We start from the raw sequence: 17,810 nt of genomic DNA on the forward strand, positions 1-17,810 counted from the left end.
CGCCCTCAGGGGGCCATTCCACTCAAGGCTGGGGGAAATACTCCTCCACAAAATCCACGTTTTCCACGGTAAATACCCGCCCCCGCAGGTACTCCAGAATACCGGCGTCGGTGGGGAAGGTGAACTCCAGCTTATAGGAATAGAGGGCCTGGAAGGAGCGGCCGTACTGCTTGTTGTCCCGCTCCCGGCCGTACTTGCCGTCTCCCAGCAGGGGGTGGCCGGAGGCGGCGAACTGGGCCCGGATCTGGTGGGTGCGGCCGGTGAGCAGCTCACACTCTACCAGGGACAGGCCCCGGTTGACCTTCAGTGTCTTATATAAGGTAGCGGCGCTCTTGCCACCGGGCACCGGCTTGTGGAAGACCTTCACCTGGGCCTTGTTCTCGTCCTTCAGCAGAAAGCCCTCCAGCTTGCCCTGGGGAGGGGTCATTTTGCCGTGGATGATGGCCAGGTAGAACTTGGCGATCTCCCGGTCCTTGATCTTCTGATTCAGGATGCGCAGGGTCTCGGCATTCTTGGCCGCCATGACGATGCCGCCGGTGTTGCGGTCGATGCGGTTGCACAGGGCAGGGGTGAAGGAGTGCTCGTCCCGGGGATTCCACTCCTTCTTTTGATAAAGGTAGGCCTGGATGTGGGTGATGAGGGTGTTGACCTTCTCATGCTCGTCGGCGTGGCACAGCAGGCCGGGGCGCTTATTGAGAAGCATCAGGTTCTCGTCCTCATACACAATGTCCAGCTTGGGCTTGAACACCGCAAGAAACGCATTGTCCTCCCGGGGCTGGTCAAAAAACTCGTCATTGATGTATAATTGTAACAGGTCTCCCACCTGGAGCCGCACATCCCGCTGGGACCCCTTGCCGTTGACCTTCACCCGCTTCAGGCGGATGTACTTCTGGGCCAGGGGGGCGGGGAGGAGAGGCAGGGTCTTGCCCAGCCACCGGTCCAGCCGCTGCCCGGCGTCATTTTTTCCAATGGTGAATTCCCGCATAGTGACCTCCGGCGCGCCGAAGCGCGATTTTTTCAGTAACTATATATTATACTGAATTCTCCCTTTGGGCGCAAGAAGGGCCGGGAGAAAGGGCAGGAAAAAGTGGTAGAAAAAAGTTGAAAAAAAGATTTGACAACCGGAAGTATTTTCGCTATAATATTCCGCGTACCATTATGAGGAGGGTATCATGCGCTTTAATCTGAAGGAGATACTTCACGTACCGGGCGCGTCTCTGCCCTTTGAGTCCCAGTTGGACCTGTCCGATTTGGATTTTTACGGGGAGCGGCCCTTTGCCCATCCCATTGTGATCCATGGGACGGTACGCAACATGGCGGGTGCACTTGTGCTGGAAGGAAGCGCGGACACCACTTTGGAACTGGTGTGTGACCGCTGCCTCAAGCCGTTCCAGCAGGAATTGCGTCTGCCCGTCAGCACTCTGCTGGCAGAGACCCTGGAGGATGAGGAGAACGACGAGATCGTGCTCCTGGAGGACGGCGCCGTGGATCTGGACGAGGTGTTCACCACGGCTTTGGTGCTGTCCATGGACTCCAAGCACGTCTGCTCCGAGGATTGTAAAGGTCTGTGCGCCACCTGCGGCGCCAACCTGAACGAGGGACCCTGCGGATGCAGAAAAGAGATCGATCCACGTTTGGCTGCACTTGCGCAGCTGTTGGATAAAGATGAGTAAGATTTGCCCGGCCAGGGCATGAACCTAAGGAGGTGTCATAGATGGCAGTCCCTAAGAGTAAAGTGTCCAAGCAGCGCCGGAATAAGCGCCGCAGCTCCGTGTGGAAGCTGGAGACTCCCGGCGTCACCACCTGCCCCAAGTGCGGTGCGTTCCGTCTGCCCCACCGGATGTGCAAGAGCTGCATGACCTACAAGGGCCATGAGTTCGGTAAGGTGGAGACCACTGCTGAGGCGAACTAAATAGCCGAAAAAGAAGAGGGGAGAGAAGCCCCTCTTTCTTTTTGCCCGGAATTCGGGTACAATAAGTGTCATGGAGCTTGTAGGGGCGGCTTTTGGAGCCGCTCACATGCCATACCATTCCGGAAAGGAGCTCGCCCATGAGCCTGACCAAAATCGCATCGGTGGACCCCCACAGTCCGGCCCGGAAGGCGGGCGTCAGGCCGGGGGAGACCCTGACCCACATCAACGGCCATCCCATTGTGGATGTGCTGGACTATAAGTTTTACGCCTACGATCCCAGGCTGGAGCTCACCCTCACCGAGGAAAACGGCGGCAGCCGCACCCTCCGCATCAAAAAAGAGGAGGGAGAGGACCTGGGCCTGAACTTTGAGACCTATCTGATGGACCGAGCCCGGTCCTGCGCCAACAAGTGCATCTTCTGCTTTGTGGACCAGATGCCTCCCGGTATGCGGGAGACCCTTTATTTTAAGGATGACGATGCCCGGCTGTCCTTCCTGATGGGCAACTATATGACCCTGACCAACCTGTCCCAGCGGGAGATCCAGCGGATCATCGACCTGCGGATCAGCCCCATCAACATTTCGGTCCACGCCACCGACCCCGAACTGCGCACCGCCATGCTGAAGAATCCCCGGGCAGGGGAGTGCCTCTCCATTATGGAGCGGTTTGCCAAGGCGGGTATTGAGATGAACTGCCAGGTGGTGGCCTGCCCCGGCGTCAACGACGGCCCCGCCCTGACCCGGACCATGGAGGATCTGGGCAAGCTCCACCCCGCGGTGACCAGCGTGGCCGTGGTGCCGGTGGGCGTCACCAAATTCCGGGAGGGGCTTTGCCGCATCGAGCCCTACACCAAGGAGCAGGCGGCCGCCCTTATCGACCAGGTGGAAACCTTTGCCCATACCTTTCTGCAGGAACACGGTACCAGCCTGGTGTGGTGCTCCGATGAATTTTACCTCATGGCCGGACGGAAGCTGCCGGAAAAGGCCTATTATGAGGATCTGGACCAGCTGGAAAACGGCGTAGGGATGCTGCGGCTGCTTCTTCATCAGGCTGCTATGGGCATGGAGGAGGAAGAGCCGGAGCAGGTTGAGCCTTTTTCTATCGCCACCGGCCTGTCTGCTGCTCCTTTTGTGCAGGAAATTGTTGACAACGCCCGGAAGCAGTGTGGTAATATAAAAGGAACCGTCTATCCCATTGTCAACCGCTTCTTTGGAGAGACCATTACGGTCTCCGGCCTCATTACCGGAACCGATCTCATCGAGCAGCTCAGGGGAAAAGACCTGGGCGGACGGCTGCTCATCCCGGACAATATGTTCCGGGCCGGGGAGCAGGTGTTCCTGGATGATGTGACGGTGGAGCAGGTGGAGCAGGCTCTGGGTGTGACGGTAGTCCCGGTGCCTGCCGACAGCGGATTTGATCTGGCGGACGCCATCCTGGGCCGGGAAGTGACGGCCCAATGCCCCGTACTCCCGCCGGAGGCGGAGTATTATCGATATAATCCGTAAAGGGAGGGAATGTGCCATGAAACCCTTAATTGCTATTGTGGGCCGCCCCAATGTGGGCAAGTCCATGCTCTTTAATAAGCTGGTGGGCCAGCGGCTCTCCATCGTGGAGGACACTCCCGGTGTGACCCGGGACCGGCTGTATGCCGAGGCTGAGTGGCTCAATCGGAAGTTTGACCTGGTGGACACCGGCGGCATCGAGCCGGGCACCGACAGCGAGATTCTGGCCTTCATGCGCCAGCAGGCGGAGATCGCCATTCAGAACGCCACCGTTATCATCTTCCTGTGCGACGTGAAGACCGGTCTTACCGCTTCCGACCAGGAGGTGGCCAACATGTTGCTGCGCTCCGGCAAGCCGGTGGTGCTGGCGGTCAACAAGATGGACCAGGTGGGTCACACCAACCCGGACATCTATGAATTCTACAACCTGGGTCTGGGCGATCCCATCGCCGTGTCCGCCGTCCACGGCCACGGCACCGGCGACCTGCTGGACGAGTGCTTCAAGTACTTCCCCCCCGAGGACGAGGAGGAAGTGGATGACGACGTCATCAAGGTGGCCATCATCGGCAAGCCCAACGTGGGCAAGTCCTCCCTGGTGAACAAGATCCTGGGGGAGAAGCGGGTCATCGTCAGCGATATGGCGGGCACCACACGTGACGCGGTGGACAGCTACTTTGAGAACCAGAAGGGCAAGTATCTGCTCATTGATACCGCCGGTATGCGGAAGAAGTCCAAGGTGGACGACCCCATTGAGAAGTTCTCCGTGCTCCGGGCTACCATGGCCATCGAGCGGGCCGATGTATGCCTGATCCTCATCGACGCCAACGAGGGCGTCACCGAGCAGGACACCAAGGTGGCCGGCCTGGCCCATGAGGCGGGCAAGGCCTGCATCATAGTAGTCAACAAGTGGGACTCCATCGAAAAGGACGACAAGACCATGGACCGGATGCGCCAGGATGTGCGCCGTGACCTGTCCTATATGACCTACGCCCCCATCGTCTTTATCTCCGCCCTGACCGGCCAGCGTGTGGACCGGCTCTTTGACCTGATCAACTATGTCAACGACCAGGCCTCCCTGCGCATCACCACCGGCATGCTCAACTCGGTGCTGGCCGACGCCACCGCCCGGGTGCAGCCCCCCACGGACAAGGGCCGCCGGCTGAAGATCTACTATATGACCCAGATTGGCATCAAGCCGCCCCACTTTGTGTGCTTCTGCAACGATGCCAAGCTGTTCCATTTCTCCTATCAGCGATACCTGGAAAATCAGATCCGCTCTACCTTTGGTCTGGAAGGTACCCCGGTGCGGCTTACCATCCGCCAGAAGAGCGACAAGGAGTGACGGAAATGAATTGGACGACGCTTACTGTTCTGCTCTATGCTGGCGTGGCGCTGCTCTCCTATTTCCTGGGCTGCTTCAACGGAGCGGTCATCGTTTCCAAGTATATTCTCCGGGATGACGTGCGCAAGCACGGCAGCGGCAACGCGGGCCTGACCAACTTTTACCGCACCTTCGGCGGCCCCCTCACCCTGGTGGTGATCCTGACCGACGTGCTTAAAGCGGTGGTTGCCATCCTGGTGGCCTCCTGGCTGTTTGGCGGCGAGGGGGCATTCATGGTGGTCGTGGGCAAGTACTGGGCCGGTACCTTCTGCCTGCTGGGCCACATGTTCCCCTGCATGTTCCACTTCAAGGGGGGCAAGGGCATCCTGTCCGGAGGTACCATTGCCATCATGATGGACTGGCGCATTGCCCTGGTGGTGTGGGGCGGATTCCTGATCCTGGCCATCATCACCAAGTGGGTCTCCCTGGGCTCCATCTGGGCGGGCGCATCCTTTCCCTTTGCAACGGGGTTTGTTTACCGCAGCTACCTGCTTGATCCGGTGTGGTCGGCTCACGCGTGGCTGGTATTGATCCTGTCCATCGTTCTGGGCGGTCTGATCGTGTGGAAGCATCGGGGCAACCTGAAGCGCATCCTCAGCGGCACCGAATCCAAGTTCAGCCTGCATCATAAATTGAACGGGGGTACGTCAAAGTGAAAATCGCGGTATTGGGCAGCGGCGGCTGGGGCACGGCTCTGGCCCTGGTGCTGCTGGAAAATGGACATGATGTGACCCTGTGGTCCTATACGGCGGAGGAGTCCGCTGTGCTGCAGGAGACAGGGGAGAACCCCATGCTGAAGGGTGTCCCTCTGCCCAAGGAACTGAAGCTGACCTCCGACCTGGCCTGCGTAAAGGGCTGCGGCGCGGTGGTACTGGCTACCCCGTCCTTTGCCGTGCGCACCACCGCCCGGGCCGCAGCCCCCATGCTGGACCCCGGCGCGGTGCTGGTGTCCGTGTCCAAGGGTATTGAGAAGGACACCTCTCTGACCCTCACCGACGCTATCGAGCAGGAGGTGGGGGACGCCCATCCCATCGTGGCTCTGTCCGGCCCCTCCCATGCGGAGGAGGTGGGCCGCCATGTGCCTACCGTGGTGGTGTCCGCCTCCAAGGACCGTTCCGCCGCGGAGCAGGTCCAGGACCTGTTTATGAATGAGCGCTTCCGGGTGTATGCCTCCGACGATGTGGTGGGCGTGGAGCTGGGCGCAGCTCTGAAGAACGTCATCGCCCTGTGTGCCGGTATCAGTGACGGTATGGGCTATGGCGACAACACCAAGGCGGCCCTGATGACCCGTGGCCTGACCGAGATCGCCCGGCTGGGCGTGGCTATGGGCGGCCGCCGGGAGACCTTTGCAGGCCTGTCCGGCGTAGGCGACCTGATTGTGACCTGTACCTCCATGCACTCCCGCAACCGCCGCTGCGGCATTCTGATCGGTAAGGGTACGCCCACCGACCAGGCGGTGAAGGAGATCGGCGCCGTGGTGGAGGGCTACTATGCTGCTGCCAATGCCCGTACTCTGGCCCAGAAGGTGGGGGTGGAGATGCCCATCACCGAGGCGGCCTATCAGGTGCTCTATGAGGGCAAGGATCCTCACCGTGTGATTGTGGACCTGATGACCCGGGAACGGAAGCACGAATTGGAGGACAGCTGGGTGTAAATGGCCGTTTTCAAAAAAAATAAAAAAACTTGAAAAAAGGCTTGCATTCTTCTAAGACCTGTGCTATTATAATCAAGCCGTCTGAAACACGGCGGCGATCTCCGGGTGTGGCGAAGTTTGGTATCGCGCTTGAATGGGGTTCAAGAGGCCGCTGGTTCGAATCCAGTCACTCGGACCAAGTCCGTATTCCGAAAGGAATACGGACTTTTTCCTTTTTCTCAGAATGCCCTGGTTTGGGCAAGCAATCTGCTCCCTGAAGCAGAATAGAAAAAAGCACGGACAACCGCTGTGGAAGCGTTGTCCGTGCTTTCTTTTTTCTTAGTATTTCTGAATGGAAATCTTGATGCGGTAACGGGGCTGGGGCAGCGGCTCTCCGCGTCGGTCATCCCGGGCGATGCTCTCTCCGCGAAAGACCGACAGAGCCAGTCCGATCAGACCCATGTTGATGATGGTATTCGTGTTGCCGACGATCAGTGGGAACTCAGCGGCAAACAGAGGATAGCCCAGATTCCACACCATATTATACAGCGCCTGGGCGCATAGAGCCATCACCACCGCTAGGGACACCACGCTCCCCAGCTGGCTCTTATGCTTCAGGCAGCGGCGCAGCAGCCAGGCCGCCAGGAGCGCAAAGGCCAGCACAACGGCCAGAAAAGGCGCCCAGCCCAATTTGTAAATGATGGTGGTCAGAAAGGCGTCGGAGCTGCAGCTGGGCACGGTCATTTCAAAGGGGTGGGCGGAGACATCGGTGCTCCACGTGCCCTGGCCCAGCCATTGGGAGGCATCTAGCACCTTGCGGATGATATTGGCCTGGTATCCGGCCCCTGTGGGGTCCAGCTCGGGGTGCAGGGCGGCCGCCAGCCGCCTGTTGGCGAACAGGGAGGGCCACAGGAGCAGGAGAGCAGAAAACACCAGTACGGCCCCGCAGAGCAGCACGAAAACCATGGTCTTTCGTCTGCCGATCCCAAACCAGTCCTTCCAGCCTGCTGCCATCAGCAGGACGAAGCCTGTAAACATCAGAGTCAGGAGGCTGGACGTACGGGGCACCAGCATGCATATTGCCGCCAGCGGGATACCGCCCGCGATTGCCAGCAGTAGGCCTGTCCAGCCGCTTCTCCGGTAGGTGTAGAGCCAGAGGGCGTATACCACAGGATAGCACAGGGTGAGATAGGCAGCGTAAAAGGAGAACGACTGAGGCCGGGGTGAGACAAGCAGCGCCAGGAGACTTGCCGCCACCGCACAGAGATAGATGGCTCTGCCGTGGCGGCCCAGCCAGGTGTAATCCAGGAAGTAGCACAGCAGCAGAACCCCGCAGCCCAAAACAAAGGCGGTCAGGGTGCGGAAGGGGTCCACATCCTTGTAGCAATAGGACCAAGGGGCGGTCAGCCAGATCTGGAGAAGGGCGCCGCACAGGGCCAGCAGCATGGTGAGGGCCAGCAGCCCCCACTGGGGCCTGGGGCGGTGTATGGCGTCCAGTTCCGTGCCCACGGTTACCGGGTCCCCCATCTCCTCCACTGCCAGCTCCTCGGCGTTCTGGCGGCCCTCTGCGGCGAAGGCATCCCGCTGGTCCTCCAGGTGCCGTTTCAGCTCCGGCACCACCACGGACCGAGCCCGCTTCCACCGGATTTGTTCGGATACCATCTCCAGGTAGCTTTCAATGGTTTTATGCTCCTGCACAGCAGGCACCCCCTCCCAACACCTGTTTGACCGCACGGGCGTACAGATTCCAGGAAGCCTCTTTTTCGTGCAGGACCTTGTGGCCCAGGCCGGTCAGATGATAGTAGCGCCTGGGCTTCCCAGCGGTGGCCTCCTGCTCATAGGCGGAGACGTAATCCTTCTCCTCCAGGCCGTGGAGCAGGGGGTACAGAGAGCCGGCCTTCAGGTGGAAGGTGTCGTCCGACCTCTTTTTCAGCTCCTCGATCATCTGATAGCCGTACATGTCCCGGTCCTCCAACAGCTTCATCACCAGCAGGGCCATGCTGCCGCTGACCAGACTCTTTTCCAGTTCCATAGGCACCTCCTATATAGGTTATCTATATATCTGATTATATATAGATGATCTATATATGTCAAGCCGGTTTTGCTTCAGAGAAATGGCGCTGCCCCGTTGCTTGACACCAAATGGGAAACGTGGTAGTATACTATGGTAATTAAATAGCGCGAAGAACGGAAATAGTACCCAGCGAGTACCCGCCAGAGAGGGAACGTCACCGGCTGAGAGCGGTCCCAGGGAGTAACTGGAGAATGTGCGTCCGGGAGCGCGGGGGATGTGGATGCCCCCCGGCTGGCCCCGTCATCGGCCATTGAGTGAGAAATGAGAGTGGGACCGCGATTTTGTCGCCTCTTATGCAGATGCATAAGAGGCGTTTTTCTTTGGAGGTGTTTTCCCTGACCCGACTCGGCGAGACCCTGCGGGCCTACCAGGCCCGCGACCCGGCGGCACGGAGCCGTCTGGAAATCTTTTTGCTCTATCCCGGCGTACACGCCATCATCTACCACCGCCTTGCCCATTTCCTCTACTGTCACAAGCTGAAATTCCTGGCCCGCTTTGTCAGTCAGTGGAGCCGCTTCTGGACGGGCATTGAGATCCACCCCGGTGCCAAGATCGGCCGCCGGTTCGTCATCGACCACGGCATGGGCATCGTCATCGGTGAGACCGCCGAGATCGGCGACGACTGCCTCATCTACCACGGAGTCACCCTGGGCGGTACCGGTAAGGACCAGGGCAAGCGCCACCCCACCCTGGGCAACAACGTGATGGTGTCCACCGGCGCCAAGGTGCTGGGCCCCTTCAAGGTGGGGGACAACGCCCGCATCGCCGCCAATGCGGTGGTGCTCAGCGAGATCCCACCCGACGCCACCGCCGTGGGCGTGCCCGCCCGGGTGGTACGCATTGCCGGAGAGAAGGTGGACTACGCCTCCTCCGTGGATCAGATCCACGTGACTGACCCGGTACAGAAAGAACTGCAGGCCATCAGTTCCCGGCTGGAGTGGCTGGAAAAGCTGATGGATGAACAGGCAAGAAGCCAAAATCAATAAGGAGCGAATTACCATGAAACTGTATAACTCCGCAAGCCACAAGAAAGAAGAGTTTGTCCCCCACGAGCCCGGTAAGGTGACCATGTACACCTGCGGCCCCACCGTGTATCACTTTGCCCACATCGGCAACCTGCGCAGCTACCTGATGGAGGACGTGCTGGAGAAATTCCTCCGCTACGAGGGCTACGACGTCAAGCGCATCATGAACATCACCGACGTGGGCCACCTGGCCTCCGACGCCGACACCGGCGAGGACAAGATGGTGAAGGGCGCCAAGCGCGAGCACAAGAGCGTGATGGAGATCGCCAAGTTCTACACCGACGCCTTCTTTGCCGATTGCAAGAAGCTGAACATCAAGTACCCAGAGGTGGTGCAGCCCGCCACCGGCATGATCGACGACTATATCAAGGTCATCACCAAGCTGCTGGATACCGGCTATGCCTATGTGGCCGGCGGCAACGTGTACTTTGACACCTCCAAGCTGGAGAAGTACTACGTGTTCAACGACCACGACGAGGAGGACCTGGCTGTGGGCGTCCGTGAGGGCGTGGAGGAGGATACCAACAAGCGCAATAAGAACGACTTTGTGCTGTGGTTCACCAAGTCCAAGTTTGAGGATCAGGCCCTGAAGTGGGATTCTCCCTGGGGCGTGGGCTATCCCGGCTGGCACATCGAGTGCTCCTGCATCTCCATGAAGTACGCCGGCGAGTACCTGGACATCCACTGCGGCGGCATTGACAACGCCTTCCCCCACCACACCAACGAGATCGCCCAGTCGGAGGCCTATCTGGGCCACCCCTGGTGCAAATACTGGATGCACGTCCATCACCTGAACACCAACAGCGGCAAGATGAGCAAGTCCAAGGGCGAGTTCCTCACCGTCTCCCTGCTGGAGGAGAAGGGCTATGATCCTCTGGTCTACCGCTTCTTCTGCCTCCAGTCCCACTACCGCAAGGGTCTGGTGTTCTCCTGGGAGAACCTGGACAACGCCAAGGTGGCCTACGACAAACTGGTGGCCCGTGTGGCCGCTCTGTCCGACGACCCCGCCCCGGTGGATGAGGAGGCCGCCGCCCGGTACAAGGCCGCTTTCATCGAGGCTGTGGGCAACGACCTGAACACCTCCCTGGGTGTCACCGCCCTGTACGACGTGCTCAAGGCGGACATTAACGATGCCACCAAGCGGGCCCTCATCGGCAGCTTTGACCAGGTGCTGGGCCTGAGCCTGCTGGAGAAGGCCGCCGCCCTCCGGGAAAAAGAGGCCGCCCCGGTGGAGGGCGCCGAGGAGATCGAGGCCCTCATTGCCAAGCGTCTGGAGGCCAAGAAGGCCAAGGACTGGGCCACCGCCGACGCTATCCGCGATCAACTCAAGGAGATGGGCGTGGAGATCAAGGACAGCAAGGACGGCACCACCTGGACCCGTGTGTAACAAGGAAAACAGCGCCCGCCGGCAGCATCGGCGGGCGCTGTTGTTTCTGAAATCTGACCTTATAAAATAGATTAGATTTGATACTTTTAAAAAGATCAGATCGGACCTATACTGGGGGCACAGAGAAAAAACGGAAGGAAGGCGTTTTTGTATGGCGAACCTCAAAACCAGACGTATGGTCATGGCGGCCCTGCTTGCGGCGCTGACCACGGCGGCCACCATGGTGATCCGGATCCCCACCCCTACCTTGGGGTATATACATCTGGGGGACGGCATGGTGCTGATCTGCGGCATTCTGCTGGGGCCGGGACTGGGCGCGGCGGCAGCAGGAATCGGGTCCATGCTGGCCGATCTGTTCGGCGGCTACACAGCGTGGGTGCCGGGGACCTTTGCCATCAAGGCGCTGACGGCGCTGGTGGGCGGGTGCCTGTATCGGCTCTGCCGGAAGAGAGCCCATATCTCCACCCCGCTGGGTGTGCTTCTGTGCGGACTCCCCGCTGAGGCGGTCATGGTTAGCGGCTATTTCCTCTATGAGGTGGGGATGATGGTGCTGGCAGGCAGCAGCCTGGCGGCCGCAGCGGCGGCAGTGCTGGCGGGCGTGCCCTTCAATGTGGTACAGGGTCTGACCGGTGTCGTGGTGTGCGCGGTGCTGCTGCCGGTGCTCAGCCATGCGGAAGCCCGAGCGGGACTCGGTACGGACGGGCGGAAACGCCACAGTTGCTAATGAAAAAGGTGCCCTCCATAGGAGGGCACCTTTTTTATCCGCGCAGGTAGGCAAGGATGTCGGCGGCGTTGGTGTCCGGCTTGACCTTGGGCATCACCTTTTCAATGACGCCGTTGGCGTCGATGACGAAGGTGGAGCGGACCACGCCCATGCTGACCTTGCCGTAGTTCTTCTTTTCCTGCCAGACGCCGTAGGCCTGAATGGCGGTGAGCTCCGGGTCGGACAGCAGGATAAAGGGCAGCTCGTGCTTCTGAGCAAACTTCTGGTGGGAGGCCACGGAATCCTTGCTGATGCCGATGACCACCGTGTCCAGGGCCTGGAACTCGTCATAGGCAGCGGCATAGCCGCAGGCCTGGCGGGTGCAGCCGGGGGTGTTGTCCCGAGGGTAGAAATAGACCACCACCCGCTTGCCCAGAAAACTGGACAGAGTGACGGGATTGCCCTCTTTGTCCGGCAGGGTAAAGTCCGGCGCCTTGGTTCCAACTTCCAACATATCAAACGTCCTCCTTCAAGTAGACATAGTGTTCCGCCCGGGAGTGGGCGGGGGAGAAGCGGTAGCCCAACCGGTCAAAGGCCTGAAGGGCTTCCGCCTGCTGCACGTTGTGTTCTGCCATCCAGCGCACCATCTCGCCCCGGGCCATCTTGCACATGGTGCCCTTTTCCACCACTTTATCCCCCTTCAACTCGCCGAAGGTGCAGGTCAGCACCTGGACATGGGTGGGCAGATGGGGGAGTACCGCCTTGCTGTATTCCTTGGAGGCCAGGTTGACCACCAGGTCGGTCTCAGCCGCCAGGGCGCGGGCCAGCTTGTCTCCCCAGAAGGTATACAGGTCCTTGGCTCCGTCCACCGACAGGGGGGCGGCCATCTCCAGCCGGTATGGGGTGACCCCGTCAAAGGGCCGCAGCACGCCGTAAAAGCCGGAGAGAATGCGCAGGTGCGTACTCACATAGTCCAGAGCCTGCCGGTCAAAGACACCGGGGGCCATGTACTGGTACTGGATGCCTTCGTAGGACAGGATGGCGGGGGTGAGTTGCCGGTGCAGGTCCATGGTATCCAGCCGGGCCTGGTTGAGGGCGGCAATGGAGTCGTTGCACTTCCAAAGCTTTTGCAGCTGGGCGGGGGTCATAGCCCGCAGAGCGGTCAGCAGCCGCTCGGTCTCGGAAAGAAAGGCGGGAAGAGACGGGGCGGCGAAGCTGTCGGTATCCACCCGCATTTTTTTGGCGGGGGATATCAGGATGCGCATGGCGCTACCTCCGAGTTAAGAGTTGGTTTCTGATGGTATTATACCATGGTTTTGCATTCTGGCAATGGGAAGCAATAGCCAGAGGAGAGGGCGCTGGGCAGATAAGACAAAAAGGAACAAAAATACATTACAAAAACTGTATGATTTTCTGTTTTCTTCCAGGTGGGAGGAAAAATCACTTGCATTTTTGAGGGTCAAATGCTAAAGTATGAGTCGACGTTAGTTATAGCTAACCAAAGAGCGCCGTTTTGTACCTGTCCGAAATCAGAAGATAGGTATTTTTATGGGTATAAGTTAGCTAAAACCAACTAAGAAGAGAGGGAGGGAACCACTATCAAAAAACATCGGCTATCCATCCTGTTGGGGCTTGTACTGCTGATACTGTCAGCTGCATCCCTGTTTGTAGGGGTAATCAACGTAGAACCGGGCAAGCTGTTGGCCGGTGATCTGGAGGCGGCGGAGATTTTTCTGATTTCCCGCTTGCCCCGGCTGCTGGCCATTCTCTGCACCGGTGTGGGCATGAGTGTGGCTGGCCTGATCATGCAGCAGCTGTGCATGAATAAGTTTGTTTCGCCCACCACCGGCACCACCATCTCTTCGGCCCAGTTCGGTATTCTGCTGGCGCTGCTTTTTATGCCCCAGTCCACTCTGTGGAGTCGGGCGATCTTTGCCTTCGGCGCGGCTATTCTAGGTACCTGGGTCTTTGTGTGGTTCATTCAGCGCATCCAGTTCAAGGATGCGGTCATGGTCCCCTTGGTGGGTATTATGTTCGGCAATGTGATCGGCGGCATTACCAGCTACCTGGCCTATCAGTATGAGATGACCCAGGCCCTGTCCTCCTGGCTGGTGGGGCATTTCTCCCTGGTGCTGCGGGGACGGTATGAGATCGTGTGGCTCACCGTTCCGCTGGTGATACTGGCCTTTGTGTTTGCCAACTACTTTAACATTGTGGGTATGGGTCGCAATTTTGCTCAGAACCTGGGCGTGCCCTACAACGTGGTGCTCTTTCTGGGACTGACCATTGCGGCTATGATCACCGCCAGCATTGTGGTGGTGGTAGGGTCTATCTCCTACATCGGGCTTATCGTGCCAAACGTGGTGGCCATGTTCAAGGGAGACAAGATCCGGGGCACCTTGGTAGATACCGCCCTCTTCGGCGCCATCTTTGTGCTGGCCTGCGACATGATCGGACGGGTGGTCATCTACCCCTATGAGCTGCCCATTGAGCTGATCGTGGGTATTCTGGGCAGCCTGATCTTTATCGGCCTACTGTTTTATCGGCTGAAGAACGGCCGGAAAGCGGTCCGTCTGGGCGGCGGCCAGGGCGGCTGCGCCGGAACAGTGAGCGCAGCAGAGAGGGGGGAGGAAGCGTGAATCTGACCGCAGTCCGGGCTAACCGGCGCAAGCTGCTGATGATGGGTGCTCTGGTGCTGCTGTGCGCGGCGGCCTATCTGCTGGTGGGCGTTCCGTTTGAAAACGCCAAGCTGCTGCAGTACGCCATGAAGATCCGCACCCCCAAGCTGATCGCTATGCTTATCACCGCCTTTGCCATCGGCGGGGCCTCTCTGGTGTTCCAGTCGGTGATCAACAATACGATCGTCACGCCGTGCCTGCTGGGCCTGAACTCCCTGTATACGCTCATTCATACGGCGGTGGTCTTTGTCCTGGGCTCGGGCAGTGTGATCGCCACCAACGCCAATCTGTCCTTCGGGGTGGATGTGGTGCTGATGGGTGTGGTGGCCACGGTCATCTACAGCTGGATCTTTAAAAAGACCAAGCACAACGTACTCTATGTGCTGCTGGTGGGCACGGTGCTCACCTCCTTTTTCGGCAGCATTCAGACCACTCTCACCCGAGTCATGGACCCCAATGAATATGACACCCTGCTGACCACGCTGGTGGCCAGCTTCAGCAACATCAATTCGGAGATCATCCTCTTTTCCGTCGTGCTGCTGGCAGCCATCAACTTTGTGCTGCGGAAGGACCTGGCCCTGCTGGATGTGCTCACCCTGGGCAAGGCTCAGGCCATCAATCTGGGTGTGGACTATGACCGGTGCATCCGGCGGCTGCTGCTGGGCGTGACTCTGTGCATTGCCGTGGCCACCGCCATGGTGGGCCCAATCTCCTTCCTGGGTCTTATCATTGCCAACCTGTCCCGGCAGCTGCTCAAAACCTACCGCCACACCCAGCTCATTCTAGGCTCCGCTCTGTTCGGCATGATCGTGCTGGTGGGCGGGCAGCTCATTGTGGAGCACGTATATTCCTACGCCGTGCCCGTCAGTGTGTTTATCACCGTGGGCGGCGGACTCTATTTCCTCTATCTCCTGTTGACCAGAAAGAAGGTTTGACCATGCGCATCCAGCAACTGACCAAGCAATATGACGGCAAGACCGTAGTAGACGGGGTGTCCTTTCAGATCCCCAAGGGAAAGGTGATTTCCCTGATCGGCCCCAACGGGGCGGGCAAGTCCACGGTGATGGGGATGATCTCCCGGCTCATCGCCCATGACAGCGGCCTGGTGGACTTTGAAGGAAAGGACATCGGCAAGTGGAAAAGCAAGGAGTTGGCCAAGCGGCTGGCCATCCTCACTCAGTCCAATAACATCCAGATGAAGCTCACCGTCCGGGAGCTGGTGACCTTTGGACGCTTCCCCTACTCAGGAGGACGCACCACTCCGGAGGACCAGGAGATCATTGACCGGGCCATCGCCTACATGGAGCTGGAGGAGTTTCAGGATCGCTTCATTGATGAGTTGTCCGGCGGCCAGCGGCAGCGGGCCATGATCGCCATGGCCATTGCCCAGGACACGGAGTATGTGCTGCTGGACGAGCCCACCAACAATCTGGACATCTACCATGCCACCAATATGATGAAGACCGTCCGCCGCCTGTGCGACGAGCTGGGCAAGACCGTGATCCTGGTGCTCCATGAGATCAATTATGCGGCTTTTTATTCTGACTATATCTGCGCCTTCAAGGATGGAAAGATCGCCAAATTCGGAACGGTGGAGGAGGTGATGACCAAGGAAAACTTGTCGGAGATCTACCGTGTGGATTTTGAGATTTTGAACATTGCGGGCCGTCCGCTTTCCATCTACTATTGACCCCATTTTCAGTACTTTTTGAGAAAAGGAGAATGAACATGAAAAAGATCCTGCCCCTTGCCCTGGCTGCCGCCCTGTCCCTCAGTCTCTTCGGATGTGCCGGCGGCACCACCGTTGCCGGTCAGGCCGACAGCCCCGCCACCAGCCAGGCGGCTGTCCAGACCGAGACCCCGTCCACTGTGACCATTGCGTCCCTCAACGGCAGCAAGGAGACGGTGGAGCTGGAAGTGCCCTATAATCCTCAGCGGATCGCCATTCTGGATATGGCCTCCCTGGACATTCTGGACGCCCTGGGTGTGGGCGACCGGGTAGTGGGCACTGCGGACACCAGCCTGGAGTATCTCCAGAGCTACATCAATGACGATATTGCCAACCTGGGCACCATCAAGGAGGCCGATCTGGAGGCTGTCATGGCTGCGGAGCCCGACGTGATCTTCATCAGCGGGCGGCTGGCCTCCTCTTACGACGCCCTCAGTGAGATCGCTCCTGTGGTCTATCTGTCCACCGATACCGAGATCGGTGTGGTGGAGAGCGTGCGCAAGAATGCATCCACCATCGCATCTCTCTTCGGCCTGGAGGAGAAGGTGGAGGAGCTGATGGCCGGCTTTGACGCCCGCATTGCTGCGCTGCAGGAGGCTGCCGCTGGCAAGACCGCCATTGTGGGTATGTGCACCAGCGGCAGCTTCAATGTGCTGGGCAACGACGGCCGCTGCTCCATCATTGGTGTGGAAGTGGGCTTTGAGAATATCGGGGTGGACGCCCAGATCGACACCTCCACCCACGGCAATGAGGCCTCCTTCGAGTTTATTGTGGACAAGGACCCGGACTACATCTTTGTAATGGACCGTGACGCAGCCATCGGCACCGACGGTGCCAAGCTGGCCCAGGAGATCATGGAGAACGAGCTGGTGATGGGCACCCGTGCCTATCAGGAGGGACACATCGTCTACCTGGCCCATCCGGCAGTGTGGTACACTGCGGAGGGCGGTATCACCGCTCTGGACACCATGCTCAGCGACCTGGAGACTACACTGCTGGCCTGAGCCCATGAGTAAATAAAAGGACCCTGTGACCAAAATCGGTCACAGGGTCCTTGCTTCTTAGTTGGTAAAGAGAAACGCCCGCTTCTTAAAGTAGATGGCGTTGAGGGCCAGCAGGATACAGTTGAGTATCACACAGACGGATAGATCGCCGATAAACCGGGTGGTGAAGAGCAGCTCGCCCACAATGGCGATGGCAATGAGCCCATACACAGCGGCTATGGCCGTGCCGGATACATAGAAGCAGATGAGCCACAGCGGGGCGGTCTGCCGGAAATGGGCCAGCTTGAAGCGGGCGGCAATGGCTACCCCACCGTATACCAGCAGCATCCCGCCCATGACCAGATCCAGCAGCCGCAGCGCCTTGTGGTGGGCGTAGAAGATCCGCATAGTGCTGTCATAGCAAAGCCCCAGAAACAGAGCCACAGCGGCCAGGCAGGCGATGGCGGCCCCGGCGAACAGGCCGAAGCAGACCTGAAAGCGGTACCACTTCATGGGAATGGACGGCTCCGCGCAGTCTGTGGGCGGCTCATCGGGCTGGGGCTGGTAGACGGTGGGAGCCGGTGGGGCGGCAGGCTTGTCCGCGGGAGCGTGGTCCCTTCCGGAGTAGCTGCCGGGCTGATATCTGGGCGGTTCCGATGCCGACGGCACGTCCAGCGGCTTCCCGCAGGTTGAGCAGAACCGGGCGTCATCCGGTACCGGGCTGCCGCAGAATCTGCAAAACATGGCTGCACCTCCAAGTCCAGCGGGCAGAGCGCCCTGCCCGCGCAGTTTCATAGAATGCA

19 protein-coding genes and 1 tRNA gene are annotated in these 17,810 nt (G+C 59.2%); 14 read left to right on the forward strand and 6 right to left on the reverse strand.

The window, feature by feature from the left end; all coding sequences use genetic code 11:
• Positions 1-22: 22 nt before the first annotated feature.
• Positions 23-985 (reverse strand): RluA family pseudouridine synthase, encoded by a 963-nt coding sequence (locus tag J9789_RS03370; protein ID WP_209342361.1) that lies wholly within the window; start codon positions 983-985, stop codon positions 23-25.
• Between the two features lie 187 nt (positions 986-1,172).
• Between J9789_RS03370 and J9789_RS03375 the strand changes: the two genes are divergently transcribed.
• From J9789_RS03375 to J9789_RS03405, 7 genes are all read left to right on the forward strand, one after another.
• Positions 1,173-1,673, forward strand: a complete 501-nt coding sequence (locus J9789_RS03375) for a DUF177 domain-containing protein (RefSeq protein WP_209342364.1) — start codon at positions 1,173-1,175, stop codon at positions 1,671-1,673.
• 41 nt (positions 1,674-1,714) lie between these two features.
• A complete protein-coding gene (gene rpmF / locus J9789_RS03380; RefSeq protein WP_209342370.1) occupies positions 1,715-1,912 on the forward strand; it encodes a 50S ribosomal protein L32 in 198 nt (65 codons plus the stop codon).
• 137 nt (positions 1,913-2,049) lie between these two features.
• Positions 2,050-3,417 (forward strand): DUF512 domain-containing protein, encoded by a 1,368-nt coding sequence (locus J9789_RS03385; protein WP_209342371.1) that lies wholly within the window; start codon positions 2,050-2,052, stop codon positions 3,415-3,417.
• 16 nt (positions 3,418-3,433) lie between these two features.
• Positions 3,434-4,756: a ribosome biogenesis GTPase Der gene (gene der / locus J9789_RS03390; protein ID WP_209342380.1), complete on the forward strand. Its 1,323-nt coding sequence runs from the start codon at positions 3,434-3,436 to the stop codon at positions 4,754-4,756.
• Between the two features lie 5 nt (positions 4,757-4,761).
• Positions 4,762-5,451: a glycerol-3-phosphate acyltransferase gene (locus tag J9789_RS03395; protein ID WP_209342382.1), complete on the forward strand. Its 690-nt coding sequence runs from the start codon at positions 4,762-4,764 to the stop codon at positions 5,449-5,451.
• Positions 5,448-6,449 carry an NAD(P)H-dependent glycerol-3-phosphate dehydrogenase gene (locus J9789_RS03400; RefSeq protein WP_209342384.1) on the forward strand — a complete coding sequence of 334 codons (1,002 nt, stop codon included), beginning with the start codon at positions 5,448-5,450 and terminating at the stop codon, positions 6,447-6,449. The genes J9789_RS03395 and J9789_RS03400 overlap by 4 nt, the downstream gene beginning before the upstream one ends.
• Before the next feature lie 101 nt (positions 6,450-6,550).
• Positions 6,551-6,627: transfer RNA gene (locus tag J9789_RS03405), tRNA-Pro, on the forward strand.
• A 140-nt stretch (positions 6,628-6,767) separates the two neighbouring features.
• Here J9789_RS03405 and J9789_RS03410 read toward each other — a convergent pair.
• A complete protein-coding gene (locus tag J9789_RS03410) occupies positions 6,768-8,126 on the reverse strand; it encodes an FtsW/RodA/SpoVE family cell cycle protein (protein ID WP_209342386.1) in 1,359 nt (452 codons plus the stop codon).
• Entirely contained in the window at positions 8,113-8,460 is a 348-nt protein-coding gene (locus tag J9789_RS03415; RefSeq protein WP_209342388.1) for a PadR family transcriptional regulator, read from the reverse strand. Before J9789_RS03415 ends, J9789_RS03410 begins: the two co-directional genes overlap by 14 nt.
• Before the next feature lie 341 nt (positions 8,461-8,801).
• Between J9789_RS03415 and cysE the strand changes: the two genes are divergently transcribed.
• The 3 genes from cysE (at position 8,802) to J9789_RS03430 (ending at position 11,638) form a co-directional block, all read left to right on the forward strand.
• Positions 8,802-9,488 carry a serine O-acetyltransferase gene (gene cysE / locus J9789_RS03420; protein WP_209343697.1) on the forward strand — a complete coding sequence of 229 codons (687 nt, stop codon included), beginning with the start codon at positions 8,802-8,804 and terminating at the stop codon, positions 9,486-9,488.
• Between the two features lie 13 nt (positions 9,489-9,501).
• Positions 9,502-10,914, forward strand: coding sequence for a cysteine--tRNA ligase (cysS, locus tag J9789_RS03425; protein WP_209342390.1), 1,413 nt, complete (start codon positions 9,502-9,504; stop codon positions 10,912-10,914).
• A 151-nt stretch (positions 10,915-11,065) separates the two neighbouring features.
• The gene (locus tag J9789_RS03430; RefSeq protein ID WP_209342392.1) at positions 11,066-11,638 is read left to right on the forward strand and encodes an ECF transporter S component; all 573 of its coding nucleotides are present in this window, start codon (positions 11,066-11,068) and stop codon (positions 11,636-11,638) included.
• Between the two features lie 34 nt (positions 11,639-11,672).
• Here the strand turns inward: J9789_RS03430 and bcp are convergent, their stop codons facing one another.
• The gene (gene bcp / locus J9789_RS03435) at positions 11,673-12,131 is read right to left on the reverse strand and encodes a thioredoxin-dependent thiol peroxidase (RefSeq protein WP_209342393.1); all 459 of its coding nucleotides are present in this window, start codon (positions 12,129-12,131) and stop codon (positions 11,673-11,675) included.
• A gap of 1 nt (position 12,132) precedes the next feature.
• Positions 12,133-12,882 (reverse strand): peroxide stress protein YaaA, encoded by a 750-nt coding sequence (yaaA, locus tag J9789_RS03440; protein WP_209342394.1) that lies wholly within the window; start codon positions 12,880-12,882, stop codon positions 12,133-12,135.
• Between the two features lie 360 nt (positions 12,883-13,242).
• On the opposite strand from yaaA, the gene J9789_RS03445 reads away from it, so the two are divergent.
• Genes J9789_RS03445 through J9789_RS03460 form a run of 4 tightly spaced genes read left to right on the forward strand, consistent with a single transcriptional unit; the run spans position 13,243 to position 17,028 of the window.
• Positions 13,243-14,256 carry an iron chelate uptake ABC transporter family permease subunit gene (locus J9789_RS03445; RefSeq protein WP_245185053.1) on the forward strand — a complete coding sequence of 338 codons (1,014 nt, stop codon included), beginning with the start codon at positions 13,243-13,245 and terminating at the stop codon, positions 14,254-14,256.
• The gene (locus J9789_RS03450) at positions 14,253-15,230 is read left to right on the forward strand and encodes an iron chelate uptake ABC transporter family permease subunit (RefSeq protein WP_348633625.1); all 978 of its coding nucleotides are present in this window, start codon (positions 14,253-14,255) and stop codon (positions 15,228-15,230) included. Before J9789_RS03445 ends, J9789_RS03450 begins: the two co-directional genes overlap by 4 nt.
• A 2-nt stretch (positions 15,231-15,232) precedes the next feature.
• Positions 15,233-15,985, forward strand: coding sequence for an ATP-binding cassette domain-containing protein (locus tag J9789_RS03455; protein ID WP_209342395.1), 753 nt, complete (start codon positions 15,233-15,235; stop codon positions 15,983-15,985).
• A gap of 38 nt (positions 15,986-16,023) precedes the next feature.
• Positions 16,024-17,028, forward strand: coding sequence for an ABC transporter substrate-binding protein (locus J9789_RS03460; RefSeq protein WP_209342397.1), 1,005 nt, complete (start codon positions 16,024-16,026; stop codon positions 17,026-17,028).
• Positions 17,029-17,085: 57 nt separating this feature from the next.
• Here J9789_RS03460 and J9789_RS03465 read toward each other — a convergent pair whose 3' ends face one another.
• A complete protein-coding gene (locus J9789_RS03465) occupies positions 17,086-17,751 on the reverse strand; it encodes a zinc ribbon domain-containing protein (protein ID WP_209342399.1) in 666 nt (221 codons plus the stop codon).
• Positions 17,752-17,810 lie beyond the last annotated feature (59 nt).

The sequence above is a fragment of the Flavonifractor sp. AGMB03687 genome (assembly GCF_017811815.1).
Classification (GTDB): Bacteria; Bacillota; Clostridia; order Oscillospirales; family Oscillospiraceae; genus Flavonifractor.

Excerpts from the sequence above, each read along its gene's own strand:
- J9789_RS03370 (WP_209342361.1), bottom strand. The coding sequence starts at position 985 with ATGCGGGAATTCACCATTGGAAAAAATGACGCCGGGCAGCGGCTGGAC.
- J9789_RS03375 (WP_209342364.1), top strand. The coding sequence starts at position 1,173 with ATGCGCTTTAATCTGAAGGAGATACTTCACGTACCGGGCGCGTCTCTG.
- rpmF (WP_209342370.1), top strand. The coding sequence starts at position 1,715 with ATGGCAGTCCCTAAGAGTAAAGTGTCCAAGCAGCGCCGGAATAAGCGC.
- J9789_RS03385 (WP_209342371.1), top strand. The coding sequence starts at position 2,050 with ATGAGCCTGACCAAAATCGCATCGGTGGACCCCCACAGTCCGGCCCGG.
- der (WP_209342380.1), top strand. The coding sequence starts at position 3,434 with ATGAAACCCTTAATTGCTATTGTGGGCCGCCCCAATGTGGGCAAGTCC.
- J9789_RS03395 (WP_209342382.1), top strand. The coding sequence starts at position 4,762 with ATGAATTGGACGACGCTTACTGTTCTGCTCTATGCTGGCGTGGCGCTG.
- J9789_RS03415 (WP_209342388.1), bottom strand. The coding sequence starts at position 8,460 with ATGGAACTGGAAAAGAGTCTGGTCAGCGGCAGCATGGCCCTGCTGGTG.
- cysE (WP_209343697.1), top strand. The coding sequence starts at position 8,802 with ATGCATAAGAGGCGTTTTTCTTTGGAGGTGTTTTCCCTGACCCGACTC.
- cysS (WP_209342390.1), top strand. The coding sequence starts at position 9,502 with ATGAAACTGTATAACTCCGCAAGCCACAAGAAAGAAGAGTTTGTCCCC.
- J9789_RS03430 (WP_209342392.1), top strand. The coding sequence starts at position 11,066 with ATGGCGAACCTCAAAACCAGACGTATGGTCATGGCGGCCCTGCTTGCG.
- bcp (WP_209342393.1), bottom strand. The coding sequence starts at position 12,131 with ATGTTGGAAGTTGGAACCAAGGCGCCGGACTTTACCCTGCCGGACAAA.
- yaaA (WP_209342394.1), bottom strand. The coding sequence starts at position 12,882 with ATGCGCATCCTGATATCCCCCGCCAAAAAAATGCGGGTGGATACCGAC.
- J9789_RS03455 (WP_209342395.1), top strand. The coding sequence starts at position 15,233 with ATGCGCATCCAGCAACTGACCAAGCAATATGACGGCAAGACCGTAGTA.
- J9789_RS03460 (WP_209342397.1), top strand. The coding sequence starts at position 16,024 with ATGAAAAAGATCCTGCCCCTTGCCCTGGCTGCCGCCCTGTCCCTCAGT.
- J9789_RS03465 (WP_209342399.1), bottom strand. The coding sequence starts at position 17,751 with ATGTTTTGCAGATTCTGCGGCAGCCCGGTACCGGATGACGCCCGGTTC.